Annotated in this window: 10 protein-coding genes; 2 read left to right on the forward strand and 8 right to left on the reverse strand. The window is 68.8% G+C overall.

What is annotated here, in order from left to right; genetic code table 11:
• Window positions 1-93 precede the first annotated feature (93 nt).
• Complete coding sequence (locus ADL29_RS23605; protein ID WP_063788519.1) at window positions 94-828, forward strand: alpha/beta fold hydrolase; 735 nt, start codon at window positions 94-96, stop codon at window positions 826-828.
• A 212-nt stretch (window positions 829-1,040) separates the two neighbouring features.
• On the opposite strand, the gene ADL29_RS23610 is transcribed toward ADL29_RS23605, so the two are convergent.
• Genes ADL29_RS23610 through ADL29_RS23645 form a run of 8 tightly spaced genes read right to left on the reverse strand, consistent with a single transcriptional unit; the run spans window position 1,041 to window position 15,013 of the window.
• Window positions 1,041-6,176 carry a non-ribosomal peptide synthetase gene (locus ADL29_RS23610; protein WP_169795257.1) on the reverse strand — a complete coding sequence of 1,712 codons (5,136 nt, stop codon included), beginning with the start codon at window positions 6,174-6,176 and terminating at the stop codon, window positions 1,041-1,043.
• A 32-nt stretch (window positions 6,177-6,208) separates the two neighbouring features.
• Window positions 6,209-6,427, reverse strand: a complete 219-nt coding sequence (locus ADL29_RS23615; protein ID WP_053925592.1) for an MbtH family protein — start codon at window positions 6,425-6,427, stop codon at window positions 6,209-6,211.
• Window positions 6,428-6,461: 34 nt separating this feature from the next.
• Complete coding sequence (locus ADL29_RS23620) at window positions 6,462-7,691, reverse strand: aminotransferase class V-fold PLP-dependent enzyme (RefSeq protein ID WP_053925593.1); 1,230 nt, start codon at window positions 7,689-7,691, stop codon at window positions 6,462-6,464.
• Entirely contained in the window at window positions 7,691-8,974 is a 1,284-nt protein-coding gene (locus tag ADL29_RS23625; RefSeq protein ID WP_053925594.1) for a phenylacetate--CoA ligase family protein, read from the reverse strand. The genes ADL29_RS23620 and ADL29_RS23625 overlap by 1 nt, the downstream gene beginning before the upstream one ends.
• The gene (locus ADL29_RS23630) at window positions 8,971-9,987 is read right to left on the reverse strand and encodes a TauD/TfdA family dioxygenase (RefSeq protein ID WP_211274376.1); all 1,017 of its coding nucleotides are present in this window, start codon (window positions 9,985-9,987) and stop codon (window positions 8,971-8,973) included. The genes ADL29_RS23625 and ADL29_RS23630 overlap by 4 nt, the downstream gene beginning before the upstream one ends.
• Window positions 9,987-13,130 carry a non-ribosomal peptide synthetase gene (locus ADL29_RS23635; RefSeq protein WP_053925596.1) on the reverse strand — a complete coding sequence of 1,048 codons (3,144 nt, stop codon included), beginning with the start codon at window positions 13,128-13,130 and terminating at the stop codon, window positions 9,987-9,989. The genes ADL29_RS23630 and ADL29_RS23635 overlap by 1 nt, the downstream gene beginning before the upstream one ends.
• Window positions 13,106-13,696, reverse strand: a complete 591-nt coding sequence (locus ADL29_RS23640; RefSeq protein WP_053925597.1) for a DUF6817 domain-containing protein — start codon at window positions 13,694-13,696, stop codon at window positions 13,106-13,108. The genes ADL29_RS23635 and ADL29_RS23640 overlap by 25 nt, the downstream gene beginning before the upstream one ends.
• Window positions 13,697-15,013, reverse strand: coding sequence for an MFS transporter (locus ADL29_RS23645; RefSeq protein ID WP_053925598.1), 1,317 nt, complete (start codon window positions 15,011-15,013; stop codon window positions 13,697-13,699).
• 567 nt (window positions 15,014-15,580) lie between these two features.
• Here ADL29_RS23645 and ADL29_RS23650 point away from each other — a divergent pair.
• Window positions 15,581-15,806: condensation domain-containing protein (locus ADL29_RS23650; protein ID WP_053925599.1), on the forward strand; the 226-nt coding region annotated here is incomplete at its 3' end.

A 15,806-nucleotide genomic window follows, 5' to 3' on the forward strand; every position in this document is an offset into this window, starting at 1 on the left:
TTCGCCTGCGGGTGGGGAGAGGTGGAATCTCCCGCAGGGGGAGGTCCTACGTTTCGGGGCGGCAGTACAGCCGAGCTTTCGAAGGGGTCGATCATGACGACGTTTGTGCTGGTTCCCGGTCTCTGGATGGGTGGTTGGGCCTGGGATGCCGTGGTTGCCGAGTTGACGGCGCAGGGGCACCGAGCGATTCCGGTGACGCTTCCCGGTCTTGGTGAACGGGCCGGCGAGGATACTGCGGCCATCGGCCTTGCCGAGCACACGGACGCGGTGACCGAGGTGCTCGACGCGCAGGAGCCGGGCGCGGTGCTGGTGGCGCACAGTTACGGCATCTTCCCCTCGCTCGCGGCGGTCGACCGGCAGCCCGGGAAGGTCGAGCGGTTGGTGTTCGTGGACACCGGCTTCCCCGAGCCCGGCGAGTCGGTGGTTACCCAGATGCCGCACCTCCTGGAGGCCGCCGACGGTCATGTGCTCCGGGTGCCGAGCGAGATCGACGCCGTCCACGGTGTGCCGGAGGCGGAGTGGGAGCGCTACCAGCGCCTGGCCACCCCGCATCCGGTCCGGACCATCACCGACCCCGTTGCGCTGACCGGTGCCTGGCTCAAGCTGCCCACCACCGGCATCTTCTGCCTCGCCAACGGCCTGAGCCTGGAAGTCGCCCGGGCCCTTCACGCCACCGGTGACCCCAGGTTCGCCAAGCTCGCCGAGCCCGGAGTCACCTTCTTCGAGCTGGCCACCGGCCATTACCCGATGCTCTCCACGCCGACGGAGCTGGCCGACGTACTGGTGCGCGCCGCAGCGGGCGAAGGCCAGAGCCTCCAGGGACAGTAGATGACTTCCGGACCGCCGGTCTTTGCGGGATGCCGGAAGTGGACTCCGTCATCCCGGGAAGGCCGAGCATGATCTGATCCAGATGATGGTCATGGCCGGCCCCGCTCCCCACCCGGCTCGGGGAACACCGTTCGCCCCGTTCCCCGAGCCGGTGGTGTGGAGTCATGAGCAGTCATGGGCAGTCATGGGCACTTGTATGTACCTATGGGCACTCAGCGGTCATTCGCCATGGAACGCCGACGGCTCGCAAGGCTCGCGAGAGAGTTGCCCTGTGGTCGTGCCGGTGCGGCGCCGGCCAGCTGCTGTGCGAGATCCGCAACCACAGGAGACTCGAACACGGTCCGGATCGTCAGCTCCACACCCAGCGCCGAACGGGCACGGTTCACCAGCTTTGCCGCGGTCATCGAACTCCCGCCGAGGGTGAAGAAGTTGTCCTCCCTGCTGGCCACCGTGACGTTCAGGACGTGCTCGATCAGCAGGCACGCCTTTCGCTCCCAATCGGTGCGCGGTGGCGCCCCGCCCGGGGAGACGGCCGTGGGGGACGTCGGCAGTGCCCTGTGGTCCAACTTGCCGTTGCCGGTCAGGGGCAACGCATCGAGCGTGATGAAGGCCGACGGGACCATGTACTCCGGAAGTTCCGCGGCAGCGTGTCTGCGCAGTACCGATGCGTCCGGACAGCTTTCTCCGGTCGGCGGCACCACGTACGCAACCAGCCGCTTCTCGCCGGAGGGTGACTTCTGCGCCACCACCGCGGCCTGGGCCACTCCGGGGCAGCCGGAGAGGACGTTCACGATCTCGCCCGGCTCGATGCGTACGCCTCGGATCTTCACCTGGTCGTCAGCACGACCGAGGTAGTCGAGCTCGCCGTCGGGCCGCCAGCGGGCGAGGTCGCCGGAGCGGTACATCCGCGAACCGGGCGGCCCGAACGGGTCTGCTACGAAGCGTTCGCTGGTCAGCGCGGGTCGGTAGAGGTACCCGCGCGCCACGCCGTCGCCCGCCAGATAGAGCTCGCCGACCACACCGACCGGCACCGGGTTGAGGGCGGCGTCCAGTACGTATGTCTGGCTGTTCCACACAGGCGCACCGATCGGTGCCGCAGCGGGCCAGTCGTCCACGTCGGCAGGCAGCGTGAACCCGGTCACCACATGGGTTTCCGACGGCCCGTAGTGGTTGTGGAGCCGGATCCACGGGCGGCGTCGATGGAAGGCCTGTACGTTCTCGGAGAGTTGGAGCGCCTCGCCTGCCTGGAGTACGTGGCGGAGCGAGGCGAGCTCGAGGTTCTGCTCGTTCGCCGCCTCGTACACTCGCCCGACGACCAGATCGGGTGCGAAGAACTCGGTCACCCGCTCCCGGTCCAGCCAGGTGGCCAGCTCTGCCGGGTCCAGCCTGGTCTCTTCCGTGGGGATCAGCAAGGTCTTGCCGTTGAGCAGGGTCGCCAGGAACTCATGGATGGAGGCGTCGAAGGTGATCGAGCTGAACTGGGCCACACGTGCCTGGGGTTCGACCGGGATGGCGTGCCGATTCCAGGCGAGCAGGTTGGCCAGCACCTGGTAGGTGACGACCACGCCCTTGGGCCGACCGGTGGAACCGGAGGTGTAGATCACGTATGAGGGGGACTGCGGGGAGGCCTCGGTGGACTGACCCGACGTCAGGTTGTCCGGCGAGTTCTGCCGGAGCGCGGTGGTGGTCTCGGTCGTGTCGAGCGACAGGACCGGGGTGCCGGACAGCAGCCGGCTCGTGGCGCTGTTGGCCAGGGTGAGCACCGGTCGGCAGTCCTTGGCGATGTATTCGACCCGATCCTGGGGGAACAGCGGGTCCACCGGGACGTACACGGCGCCGACCTTGAAGATCGCCAGGAAGGCGACCAGGAGCTCGGCGGAGCGGGGCAGCAGCACACACACGCGGTCCTCGGGCCCGATTCCCCGGTCGACCAGCAGCCTGGCCAGGCGATTCGCCCGGGCGTTCAACTCGGCGTACGAGAGGGTGGCCCCGGGGTCTGTGACCGCGGTCGCGTCGGGGGTCCGGGCGGCCTGCGCCTCCATCTGCCTGCTCAGGGAGGCGGACGGCAGCTCCGCCGCAGTGTCGTTCCAGTCGAGCAGCACCTGCCTCCGCTCGGCGTCGTCGAGCAGATCGATCGCGGCGACGGGCCGGTCGGGGTCCTCGGTCACGGCCTCGAGGAGGTGGACGAGCCGTTCCAGGAGACGCTCCACCGTCGGACGGTCGAAGAGGTCGTGGGCGTACTCGACCGTTCCGGTGATCCCCGCGCACTCGCGTCGCTCGGACCGGTGCGCCGAGATGGTGAACAGCAGGTCGAACTTCGCCGTATGAGTGCCCAGTTCCTCGGATGTCCTGGCCAGACCAGGCAGTACCAGCCCAGTCCCGCCTGTGTCCTGGAACACCAGCATGGTCTGGAACAGCGGGTGTCTGGCCTGCGTACGCACCGGGTTGACCGCCTCCACGACATGCTCGAACGGCACGTCCTGGTGATCCAGCGCGGCGAGCGTGGCCGCCTTCACCCGCCCGAGCAGTTCGCGGAAGCCGACCCGTCCGGAGACGTCGGTACGCAGCACCACGGTGTTGACGAAGAATCCGACGAGGTCGTCGAGAAGTTCGTCGGGGCGTCCCGCGACGGCCGTTCCCAGGGGGATGTCGTCGCCGGCGCCCAGCCGGTGGAAGAGCGTCGTCAGCGCCGCCTGCATGACCATGAAGAGGGTGCTGCCGTTCGTACGGGCGGCCTCTGCCAGTCGGGCGTGCAGGTCGGCATCGATCCGCAACGCGATCCGCTCTCCACGATGGCTCGCGGTCACGGGGCGCGGGCGGTCGAAGGGCAGCTTCAGCTCCTCGGGCAGGTCCCGCAGGGCGTCACGCCAGTACGCCAGCTGCTCCGCGAAACGGCTCCCCGGCTCGTCCGCACCGCCGAGCAGCTCGCCCTGCCACAGGGTGTAGTCGGCGTACTGGACGGGCAGCTCGGTCCAGTACGGTGCCGCGTCGGCACACCGCGCTGCGTACGCGTGCTCCAGATCGCGGCTGAACGGGCCGTCGGACCATCCGTCCGACGCAATGTGGTGGAACACCAGAAGCAGGACGGACTCACCGGTGCTCACCTCGAACAGTGCGGCGCGCAGCGGCACTTCGCGTGTCAGGTCGAACGGCTCGGCCGCTGCCTGGCGCAGCTCGGCGTCCAGCCGCTCGGGGGTCGTCCGGACAACCGGGAGCGGGGGGCGGGCGGACGCCACGTCGAGCACCAGCTGGTAGGGCTCCCCGTCGGTTTCGGGATACACGGTGCGGAGCGCCTCGTGCCGCTCCACCACATCGCCGAGCGCCGCCTCCAAGGCCGCGAGGTCCACGGTCTGCGTCAGGCGGTGCACGGAGGGCAGGTGATAGACCGCTGACGGTCCTTCCAGGCTGTTGATGAACCACAGCCGCCGCTGCGCGAACGAGAGCGGCATCCGCTGCGGGCGGTTCCTGCGGGCCAGCGGGGGCCGGGGCTCGTTCGCACCGTCGAGGCGGGCGCTGAGTCCGGCCGCCGTCGGCGCCTCGAAGAGCATCTTGATCGGCAGCTCCGCACCGAGCACCGCCCGGGTCCGGCCGGCCAGGCGGGATGCCGACAGCGAATGCCCGCCGAGTGCGAAGAAGTCGTCGTCGACCCCCACGCGTGGCAGGTCGAGAACCTCGGCGAACAATCCGCAGAGGATCTTCTCGCGGTCGGTGGTGGGCAACCGGCCGACGTCGGCGGCAGTGGCGAAGTCGGCGTCGGGCAGGGCCTTGCGGTCCACCTTTCCGTTGGCGGTGAGCGGCAGCGCGTCCAGGACCACCACCAGCGCCGGCACCATGTACTCGGGCAGCTGCTCCGCCGCGAAGGCGCGGACGGAGGCGGGCAAGGCGGGCAAGTGGTCGGGGCTCGCGGCCGGTGAGGTGACATAGGCGACCAGGCGCTGGTCGCCGGCGGTGTCCGCGCGGGCGATCACGACGGCCTGGTCCACGTCCGGGTGGCGGGCCAGTCCTGCCTCGACATCGCTCGGTTCGATCCGGTACCCCCGGACCTTGACCTGGCCGTCCGCACGGCCGACGAAGGTCAGTTGGCCGTCTTGCGACCACTGGACCCGGTCCCCCGTGCGGTACATCCGGCTGCCCGGCTGCCCGAAGGGGTCCGCCGTGAAGCGCTCCGCGGTGAGGCCCGGTTGCCCGTGGTATCCGCGGGCGACGCCCTCTCCGGCGAGGTAGAGGTCCGCGGTGACTCCGGGCGGCACCGGCCGCAGCAGGCTGTCGAGGACGTAGGCCCGGGTGTTGGCGATCGGACGGCCGATGGGCGGCGTGCCGCCCTGGTGGTGTGCGGGGATCCGCGCGGCGGTGGACCAGATGGTGGTCTCGGTCGGGCCGTAGAGGTTGGTCGTCTCACCGAGTGACCGCAGGGCGTCGGCGAGACGCAGGGGCAGGGCCTCGCCGCCGACCAGTACGCGGAGCGCCGGCAGCGCTTCACCGCGGTCCGACAGCTCGGCCGACAGCACGCGCCACAGCGAGGGTGTCGCCTGCATGATCGTGGCCTTCTGGCGGCGGAGCAGTGCGATCAGTTGGGCCGGGTCCAGCACGGCGGCCCGCTCGGCGAGGATCACCCGGGCGCCGCTGATCAGCGGCAGGTACAGCTCGAGTGCGGCGATGTCGAAGGCGATCGTGGTGACGGCAAGCCACCCGTCGTCTCCGTCGAGGGGGAAGCGGACGCTCATGTCGGCCAGGAAGTTGGCCAGGTTCGCATGGGTGACCACCACCCCCTTCGGGCGGCCGGTCGAACCGGAGGTGTAGATCACGTAGGCGGCCGAGGCGGGGCACAGCGGCATGCCGCGCTCGGCGTCGGTCAGCGCGGTGCCGTCGAACCCGGCGAGCGCGTGGGCGCTGTCCGGGCCGTCGAGCAGCAGGCAGCCGGCTTCGGTCGTGGGCAGCCGGTCCTGTGTCGTGGTGTCGGCCACCACCAGTGCCGGAACGGCGTCGCGGATCACCCCGGCGATGCGCTCGGCCGGATAGGCCGGATCCACCGGAACGTAGGCCGCACCGCACTTGAGCACCGCCAGCAGACAGGCCGGCAGGTCCACGGAGCGCTGCAGGACGAGTGCGACGCGGTCTCCCGGGCGGACGCCTCGCTCCAGCAGGAGGCGCGCGAGGCGGTTGGCCCGGGCGTCGAGATCCCCGTAGGAGATCTCCGCCCGGCCGGCGACCACCGCCACCCGGTCCGGGGTCCGGGCGGCCTGCCGCGCAAACAGCTCCGGCAGGGTGGCGGACGGTGCCGGCACGACGTCGCCCTGCCATGCCTCCGGGATGCGGGGGCAGGCGCGGGGGGAGGAGGGCGTGCTCACGGACGTGGTCCCGGGCTGGGACGGGACGACGCTCATGAGCCGTTGGCCATGAGGTCGCGGAGGCTCTTCGGCCGGAGATCGGTCCAGTTGGCCTCTACGTACTCCAGGGCGGCCTTTCGTTCACCGGGGCCGAAGACGACCCGCCAGCCGGCGGGCACCTCGGAACGGGCGGGCCACAAGGAGTGCTGCTCCTCGTCGTTGGCCAGCACGGAGAACTCGCCTTCGGCGTCGTCGAAGGGGTTGGTGGTCATGGTTCCGTTCCCATCTCGGTCGAGGACCTCATCATCAGCGGCGCGCTGCGACCGCAACCGGGGCCATCCAGCTCAGCAGTTCGTCCAGCGCCTGGTAGAAGCCCTCGATCTCGGAGACCTCGTTGTACAGGTACGCCGAGACGCGGAGGGTTTCGCCGCCGGCCAGCTCGGTGACCAGGGGCTGCGCGCACATGTGGCCGCTGCGCACCATGTAGCCGTAGGAGTCGCTCAACAGACGGGCGACCTCGCCGGCGGGCACGGCGCTCTCCAGGCGCAAGGTGGCGAGGGCGATCCGGTCGGTCTGGTCCGGGGGCCCGATCAGGTTCACCCTGGGACGGGCGAGCGCCCCGTCGACCAGGGCCGCGCAGAGGTCCTGGGCGTGCTGATGGGTCTGGGGGCCGTCCAGCGCCTCGAGATACCGGATCGCCGCGGCGGATCCGATGATGGAGGCGATGGCCGGTGTCCCCGTTTCGAACTTGAAGGGGATGCGCCGGTCGACACTGCCGTCGAGGTCGACCCAGTCGACCATGCCTCCGCCGACCGACAGCGGGCGCAGTTCGGCGAGGAGTTCGCTCCGGCCGAAGAGGCAGCCGACGCCGGTGGGGCCCAGCATCTTGTGCATCGAGAAGGCCATGAAGTCGACGTCGAGCTCTCGCACGTTGATGCGCTGGTGCGGCAGGGACTGCGCGGCGTCGAGCACGATCGTCGCGTCGCAGGCGGCGCGGACCTCGGCTATCAGGTCCGCCACCGGGTGGATGACGCCGGTGACGTTGGAGCAGTGGGTGAGCGCGACCACCTTCGGGCGGCCGCGGAGGAGCTCGCGGAAGTGGTCGCGGTCGAGGCGGCCGTGGGAGTCCACCCGCGTCAGGTCGAGGCGTCCGACCCTCCGCCAGGGCAGCATCTGGGAATGGTGCGCGTCCAGACAGCCCACGATGGAGGCGTCCGGGTCCAGGCCCAGACCGCCGGCGACCAGGTTCAGCGCCTCGCTCGTGTTCCGGAGCAGGACCACTTCGTTCGCCGCGGCGCTGATGTGCCGGGCGATCACCGTCCGGGAGGCCTCGTACGCGTCGGAGGCCTCTTCGGACAGCCGGTGCTTCCCGCGGTGGATGTTCGCGCCGTTGGTCTCGTAGTAGTCGGTGACGGCCTGGATGACCGAGCGGGGCTTCAGGGTCGTGGCCCCGTTGTCCAGGTAGGAGATCGGCTGTCCGTCGATCTCTCGCCGCAGCGCCGGGAAGTCGTCCCGGCAGGTGTTCCGCATGGTCATCACGCGCCTTCTGCGGAGATGTGGGAGATGCACGGCTGGAACTTCCCGCTGCGTTCGGTGGCGATGTAGTCCACGGCCTCGAGGTGAACGCGGTTCGGCGCCAGGGCTTCGGTCAGGCGGAGTTCGAGCGCGGTGGCGTCAGCGGCTTGTGCCGTGTCGTTGGCGACGTACCGGAAGGTGCAGGCACCGGAGCGGTCCTGCTCCAGCTTGTAGACATCGATCCAGGGTGCGTCACCGATCACGGCGTCCACCGCGCCCGGCGTGACGGTGCGGCCGTCCGCCAGCCGGATCATGTGGGTGGCCCGGCCCTCGATCCGTACCAGCGGCAGATCGCTGCCACAGGCGCACGCACTCGTCAGCGGGGTGAAGTAGTCCCCGGTGGCGTAGCGGATGCGGGGGACCAGACCGTCGTCCACGGTGGTGACGTACAACTCGCCCGTCTCGCCGTCCTCGACGGGTGTACCGTCCCGGACGAACTCCACGTAGAAGTCCCGGTTGTTGATGTGGCGTTGCCCGTGGTGGCATTCGAATCCCAGATAGCCCAGCTCGGACATGCCGATCATGTCGCCGATCGGCAGGTCGGCGCCCATGAAGGCCTCGATCTGGCGCCGTGCGACGCGGGTCATGAGGGTGTATCCGCACACCATGTGCAGGGTGCGAGGTGAGGTGATCCGGCGTCCCAGTCGGCGTGCCCACCTGGTCAGGAAGGCGAAATGCGTCGGGTCGACCACCAGCATGTCGGGCTGGTAGACCTCGATCTCGTCGAGAGCCTTGACGATCTGCCACTCCGGCGTCGCCAGCAGGTCGTGGGCGACGGTCAGCACCAGGGTGCCGTCCGGAAGCGTCCGGTCCGCCAGGGTGGAGAATCCCGTCGCGCATTCCACGTCGGAGCAGTTCGGCGGCGCGAACCGGCAGATCCTGGGCCGGCTGCCGGGACGCCAGAGCTCGTCGAAGCGGCGGTTGACCCCGATCGCGGTCGCCTGGCGCCGCGCCAGGTCGAAGGAGAGAATGGCGCTGTTGAGACGGTCTCCGGAGGTGCCGGAGCTCTGGAAGCGCATGACGTTCGGCGAGTTGAGGGTGTACCCCTTGGCCAGCACGCCGGCCGGGAAGTTGCGCCGGTAGTGCACCTTCGAGGTCGGCGGAATCCGCCGGAAGTCCGCCGCGTCCCGGATGTCGTCCGGCCGGAGGCCGTTGGCTTCCATGTGCTCGCGGAAGAAGACGGTGCGGTCGAATGCGTAGGCGATCTCTTCCCGCACGGCGTCGAACATGATCGAGTCGGTCATGCCATGGCCACCAGCACTGAACGGGCCCCGGAATAGGGCCTTCTGCCGTGTGCGAACTGCTCGTTGTCGACGATCACGACGTCGCCCGTCTGCCAGGGGAAGGCGATCTCCTCCGCCGCGTAGGCGGCCCGGACGTGGGCCAGGTCGGCCGGTTCCAGCGGGGTGCCGTCGCCGTACAGCGCGTTGCGCGGCAACTCGTCCTCGGAGAAGCTCTCGCGCAGTTCGCGTTCGACGCTCTCGGGGAGCGAGCTGACGTGGAACAGATGCGCCTGGTTGAACCAGACCTTCTTGCCGGACGCCCGCGACTCCACGGTCGCCTGCACCACGTGCCGGGTGCGGAGCCGCTCGCCTCCCAGCCACTCCGTCTGGATGCCGTTCTTCTCGCAGTAGGCGGTGACCTGGTCGCGGTCCTGGGTCTGGAACGCCTCCTGCCAGCTCAGGTCCAGACCATGGCCGAAGTTGCGCACGTACATCACGCCGTCCCGCTCGAAGCGTTCGCGTGTCGAGGCCGGCACCCGGTCGTGGACGCGAGCGCTGTCGGCCAGCGGCGTCTGACCGCCCTCGGCCGCCGGGACCATGCAGGCGAGGTACAGCGTGTCCGGCCATGAGGCCGTGTACGACATCTCGTTGTGCAGGGGGATGGTCTGCTCGGGCGGGTATTCCGTCGAGGTGAAGACCCTGTTGTTCACGCGCGTCCGCGGAGTGGAGCGGTTGTCGTAGTCGCGCAGCTCTCCGGAGAGCGCCGTGGCGAGCTCGCCGAGGCCGTCGGCGTCGAGCGGGCTGAAACCGCGCAGCAGGACGGCTCCGTGCGCGTCGCGCAGCCGTGCCAGTGTCTTCCCCGAGCCGGCCAGCCACTCCCGCGCGTCGAGCCCGGCGACGGCCGGGGTGCAGGACACGGCCCGCGTTCCGTCGAGCAGCGGAGCCACGCTGACCAGTGCCTCGCTGCTGACCGAGATGGACTTCCGCGAGCTGCCGAAGCGGCCCTTCGGGCTCGCCTGCGTCTCCTGGGACATCATTCCCCTCCCGACTTCTTCTCGAGGAGCTCGTCGATGAACTCGGCGAGCTCCGACACGACGGGCCGCTCGAAGAGACTGCGCAGCTTGAGGTTCACCTTGAACTCGTCGCGCAGCTTGGCGATCAGCTGGGTAGCGAGCAGCGAATGACCGCCGATCTCGAAGAAGTCGTCGTCGGCTCCCGCGGTCTTCAGCAGGAGGAGTTCCGCCATGACGTCGGCGACCTTCTTCTCGGTCGGGGTCCGGGGCTCGACGTACGACGTGGCGGGCTCGCTGTAGGAGCCGGGCGCGGGGAGCATCTTGGCGTCGATCTTCCCGGTGCTGGTCAGCGGGAAGGCGTCCAGGGCCACGAAGTGGGCGGGAATCATGAATTCCGGAAGATGCTCCGCCAGGAACTCGCGGAGCCACTCCGCGGATCCGCGACTGCCCTCGGCATCGGTCACATAGCCCACGATGTGTGCGGCCGTGCTCTCGCCGGCCACCACGGCCACGCTGCCCGTCACCCTCGGGTGCCGGCGCATGACCGCCTCGATCTCCCCCAGCTCCACCCGGAATCCGCGCACCTTGATCTGCCGGTCGATGCGGCCGAGGAACTCGATGCTGTGGTCGGGGAGCAGGCGCGCCTTGTCGCCGGAGCGGTACATCCGCGCGGACGGGGCCGGGCTGAAGGGGTCGGCGACGAAGCGCTCCTCCTGGCCGGCCGTACCGGCCAGGTACCCCTGGGACACCGAGGATCCGCCGATCCAGAGTTCTCCCGGGATGCCGACGGGCAGCGGCCTGCGCTCGGGGTCCAGGACGTAGGCGCGCGCGTGGCGCATGGGCTTGCCGAGCGGCACCGTGGAGGCCAGATCGGCCAGTGCGTTGGATGTGGTCTGCCCGCAGAGCACACCGACGGTCGTCTCGGACGGGCCGTAGTGGTTGAAGAGCCTGCAGTCGCCGAGGAAGTTCCGGAACAGGTCGTACGTGCCCCAGCCGATCGGCTCGCCGCCCACCACCAGCGCCTGACGGGGCATCAGCTCCTCCGGGGCCTCGGCCACGGCGAAGACGGCCTCCAGATGCGACGGGGTGATCTTCAGGAGGTCGTAGCTCTCCTGAGCCAGCAGCTCCGCGAGTGCCTGCGCGTCCGCCGAGTCGTCCGCGGCGACGACCCGGAGCTCTCCCCCGGTCATCAGCGGCGGGAACAGCGCGGTGTTGCCCAGGTCGGTGCCCAGGGTGCTCAGGGCGACCGAGTCGATCTCGCCGGTGAGGCCCAGCCGGTCGAGTACGCCGTCCAGGTAGGCCGCGAGCTGCCCGTGACCGACCAGCACCCCCTTCGGCGTGCCGGTGGAGCCCGAGGTGAACAGCACGTAGGCGGGGTCGTCGTCGGCCGTCACCACGTCAGGGCGCTCGCTGCTGCGCTGTGCGCAGACCGTCAGGTCCGCGTCGAGGAGGACGACGTCGCAGTGCGCGGGGAGGTCCGAGGCCGTCTCCGCGGTCGCCACCACGTGGGTGAAGCCGACCGCGTCGATGATGGCGGACCGGCGCTTCGGGGGCAGGTTCGGGTCGACGGGAACGTAGCCGGCGCCGGCCTTGGCGATCGCCAGCATCGAGACGATGGCCACGTCGGAGCGTTCGAGGCAGAGACCGACCAGGTCCCCGGTGCGCACGCCGCGCGCGGCCAGCTCGTGGGCCAGGCGGTTGGCGGTCCGGTCGAGCTCGCGGTAGCTCCAGGTGCGCGTGTCCGACCTGAGCGCCGCGGCGTCGGGCGTACGCTGCGCGGTCTGTTCGACCTGCCGGTGCCAGTGCGCCACGGGGTGGGCCGGCGGCTCCGCGGCGTTCGTGGCCGCCACGAGCTCTCGCGCGGCGTCCGCGTCGAGCATGGCCGGCGAGTGCACCGCGGCCGAGAGGTCGCCGCCCAGTGCCGACAGCACGGCCCGCAGGCAGGCGAGCAGCGCCTCGGCGCCCCCCTCGGCCATGCACAGGGCCTGGTGGCGCAGCCTGAGGCGGATCCCCTCGTCCGTGCCCTGCACCCAGAGGCCGACCTTGCGGGCGTCGTCGGCCGGTTCGAGCCACAGGTCGCGGAAGCCCGGCGCGTCGGGCGAGGTGATCTTCGGGGCGTCGCTGAACCTGAAGCCCGGTATGCCGCCGGCGTGTTGCCTGGCCGGCTCCATGGAACTCTCGTCCGCGCGCTCGAAGGAGCCGACGTCCAGGTCCACCGACCGCAGCAGGCCGCTCAGCGTCGTCTCGTCGGATATCGCGGCGAAGACCGGCATCGGGGTTTCGAAATACCCGATCGACGTGGCCATCTCGCCGAACGGACGCCGGGTGAGCATCGTGTCGACCGCCAGGCTCTCCGGCCGTCCGGTGGCGTGCCAGAGGGCGGCGATCCAGCCGGTCAGCAGGACGCTGCGCAGACCGCCGTCGAACTCGCCGCCGAGGCGCCGCAGCTCCTGCGCCAAGGGCGCCGGGACCGTCCACTCCACCTCGTCGTGACCCGCCTCGTCGGAGCGGAGCTCCAGCGGCAGGTGCAGAGGAGGCAGACTCGACAGCTTTGCTTCGCGGGCGGCCGCGATCTCCTTCTGCGGCGTGCTCGGCGTCCCCTCTTCGACCTGCCACTGGGCGTAGTCGGCGTACTGGACGACGTCCTCGCGGTGCCACGGAGTGCCGTTCAGCCGCGAGGCGTACGCCAGCTGCAGATCCCGGAAGAAGACCTCGACGGAGGCTGCGTCCATGCTCATCCGCGGTGCCGAAAGGACGAGTGACCGGCGCTGGTCGGCGTGGGTGAAGAGGGTCAGGCGCAGCTCGCGCTCCTCGCCCTCATCGAGGTGTGCATGCAGTTCCTCGTGGACGAGGGCGGTCAGCGCCGCGTCGTCACCGAAGCTCTCCGACACCCGGATCCGCGGCTCGTCCTCGATCACCATCAGCACGGTGCTGTTCTCGCCGAGCACCTTGCGGTAGGCGGTGCGGAGGCTTTCGTGCACGAGCGCCACATCGCGGACCGCGTGCTCCAGCACCGCACGGTCGAAGGAGGCCGCCAGGCGCACCCCGGCCACCGTCCTGCTCGCCATTCCGCCGGACAGGAGACCGAGGACGTGCTCCTGTTGCTTGGACAGGCGAAAGCCGTCCCATGTCTGGGGAGTCAGCTCTGTTCCGTGTCGATACATAGTTCGCCTCCCGTGAATGTGTTCCATGTGCGGATTGCGTCAGGCCCGAGGTATTCGGCGGCCATCTTCCAGAAACCCGAATACTCCGTCGTCACATCGACCAGGGAATGACCGACCTGCGGTGGCAGATGCGCCAGGACATCGCCCAGCTTCATGCGCAGGAGGTCCAGGAATTCCTCCCGGTCCATCGGGATGTCCGCGCCGGTCCTGCGGTCCTTGATCTCCGGTTTCCCGTTCGGCCGCATCACCTTGCGGAAACTCTTCCCCAAGGACGCGTAGCTCATGACGGAGAAATTAAAGATGATCTGTTCCACTTCGGGCCCGACGGCCGACCGGACCTTGGCCCGCTTCCAGTCGGGAATGGACTCGACATCGTCGTTGTGGAGCCCCTCCGTCCCATAGGCGCCGTGGAACAGCCCGGCGAGGCAGATATGTTCCTTCGCCTTCATGTCCTGGAGGATGGCGCAGGCCCGAAACATGTGATCCATCAGGGTCACGTCCTGATGTGCGACCTTATGCATGCCCAACCGCATGAGTTCGCTTCGATATTCCTGAGCGTCGATCATCTAACCCTCCTTGCTGGTCGTTGGTTCGCTCTTCTTGATGCCGACATCGGAGATGTCCCGAATCCGTCGGATGGGCGAGATCAGCGTCATGACCGCCGGAATCAGGAACCCGGCGCCGATCACGACGATCGTGGGCCGGGTTCCGAACGCCTCACCCAGGAAGCCGCCGATCAGCGCCCCGATGGGCAGCGCTCCCCATACGAGGAAGCGAATGGCGGCCGTCGTGCGCCCCATCAGATGATCGGGGGTGATCATCTGGCGGATACTGATGACATTGACGTTGAAAATCGGCTGGCTGGCGTTGATGAGCAGGAATCCGAACCCGACGATGGCGATCGCCGGGAGCGATGACCCGTCGGCCGTGGCCAAGAGGATGCCGCCGGCGCTGGTCATGCACATCGAGAGCACGATCCCCCACCCCAGGCCGCACCACTTGTTGATGCGGCCCATTGCCAGGACTCCGAGGACGGCACCGAAGCTTCCCGCGAGCACGACGATGGCGATGGTGGTGGCGCTCAGGTCCAGATCACGCGCGAGGTAGACGAAGAAGACCGCAAGAAGTGCCTGGTACAGCAGGTTCCATGACGCGCCGATGGCGGCATTCCAGCGCAGAAAGCTGGTTTCCCGAATGTAGCGCAGGCCGGCCTTGAATTCTGACCAGATCGATGCATCACGTGTGGACGGATCGCGCGGCGCCGAGGAGACCGGTCCGGCGGGACGTATCGAATGCACGAACAGGGCCGAGAAGGCAAACGAAAGGGCGTCCACCGCAATGGAAACCGGTACCGACACCACCCTCAGGAGCCCTGCCGCGACACCTGGGCCGGACATTTCCGCCACCGACCGGCTGGTTTCGAGCCAGCGGTTGGCCATCAACAGGTCGCCGGACTCCACAACGGAGGTGAGGACGCTCTGGTAGGCGATATCGAAGAAGACGGTACAGGACCCCACCGCAAAGGTGATGACGAACAGCCATTCAATGCTCAGGACGTCGAAGAAAGCCGCTGCCGGAATCAGACCCAATACCGCCGCACGGATCCAGTCCGTGATGAGCAGTACGAGCCGTGGCCGCCAGCGGTCGACCAGTACGCCGGCAATCAGGCCGAACAGCAGAAATGGCGCCCTTTCCAACGACGCCAGCATACCCACTTCCGACACGCTGGCGTCAAGCAGCGAGATCGCTATGAGAGGGAACGCGATAAGGCTGACCTGGGAGCCGAAAACCGAAACAGACTGAGCGCACCAGAGCCTACGGAAGTTCGGTCGCTCGACAGCGAACGACCACCACCTCGGCCGTGCGGACACCACATCGTCCATTGACCCTCGCCGGTAGAAATACGAGGGAACTCGCCGAACACGGTGATTACCCTCCTGCGCCGTAGCAGCCGTGAAGGTAGCCGGTATTGGTTACACGGCGGTTATGTGCACGGGCGACGTCAATGCGGCCCTTCTCGCGCGACGGGGGAACTGCACGGTCCCGGTGCGACCTGCGGGTAGCCGTACGCGCCGCGCCCGGCGACGGTCCCGGCGTTGCCCTGCGCGCTGCTGCACCCCACGTCCGAAGAACCCCGTTCCCGCAGCTCAGAGGCGTTCTTCGTGGGGCCTCGGTGCCGCCGGTGCCGCCTGGATATCCACGGCCACCGACCGGCTTTCGTAACCGAACCAAAACTCGGCCCGCCTACTGTGACCCCGCTTGCATGGCGTTGAACCAATGACAAGGGGCAGTCGGTCAAGGCCATTGGGGCTGATTACCGGGCCGATTGGCGACTCGGGCCCGAGGAATCGGATGCCGTCGTCGGCATCCGACGTGATCTCCGGAAACAGCTACCGGGTTCGGTTTCCCTCGTATTGATCTCTTCAGGCCCACCGGTTGGGAGAACCTGCATGATCCAGTCATCTCTAGCGCAGCAGCGGTTGTGGTTCCTTAATCAGCTCGAAAATGCCAGTGCCACGTACAACCTGCCGTTTGTCCTGCGGTTGCGTGGGGTGGTGGATCGGGATGCGTTGGGTTCGGCGCTGCGGGACACGGTGATGCGGCAGGAAAGCCTGCGGACCGTCTTCGTCGACGAGGGCGGCATCCCCTGGCAGCGGGTTCTGGAGCCGGAAGAGG

Origin of the sequence: Streptomyces chattanoogensis (assembly GCF_001294335.1) — a bacterium.
GTDB classification, from domain to species: Bacteria; Actinomycetota; Actinomycetes; order Streptomycetales; family Streptomycetaceae; genus Streptomyces; species Streptomyces chattanoogensis.

Bases quoted from the DNA above. Each gene is read 5' to 3' on its own strand.
- ADL29_RS23620 (WP_053925593.1), bottom strand. From the start codon at position 7,691: ATGACCATGCGGAACACCTGCCGGGACGACTTCCCGGCGCTGCGGCGA.
- ADL29_RS23625 (WP_053925594.1), bottom strand. From the start codon at position 8,974: ATGACCGACTCGATCATGTTCGACGCCGTGCGGGAAGAGATCGCCTAC.
- ADL29_RS23605 (WP_063788519.1), top strand. From the start codon at position 94: ATGACGACGTTTGTGCTGGTTCCCGGTCTCTGGATGGGTGGTTGGGCC.
- ADL29_RS23640 (WP_053925597.1), bottom strand. From the start codon at position 13,696: ATGATCGACGCTCAGGAATATCGAAGCGAACTCATGCGGTTGGGCATG.
- ADL29_RS23645 (WP_053925598.1), bottom strand. From the start codon at position 15,013: ATGGACGATGTGGTGTCCGCACGGCCGAGGTGGTGGTCGTTCGCTGTC.
- ADL29_RS23635 (WP_053925596.1), bottom strand. From the start codon at position 13,130: ATGTATCGACACGGAACAGAGCTGACTCCCCAGACATGGGACGGCTTT.
- ADL29_RS23615 (WP_053925592.1), bottom strand. From the start codon at position 6,427: ATGACCACCAACCCCTTCGACGACGCCGAAGGCGAGTTCTCCGTGCTG.
- ADL29_RS23630 (WP_211274376.1), bottom strand. From the start codon at position 9,987: ATGTCCCAGGAGACGCAGGCGAGCCCGAAGGGCCGCTTCGGCAGCTCG.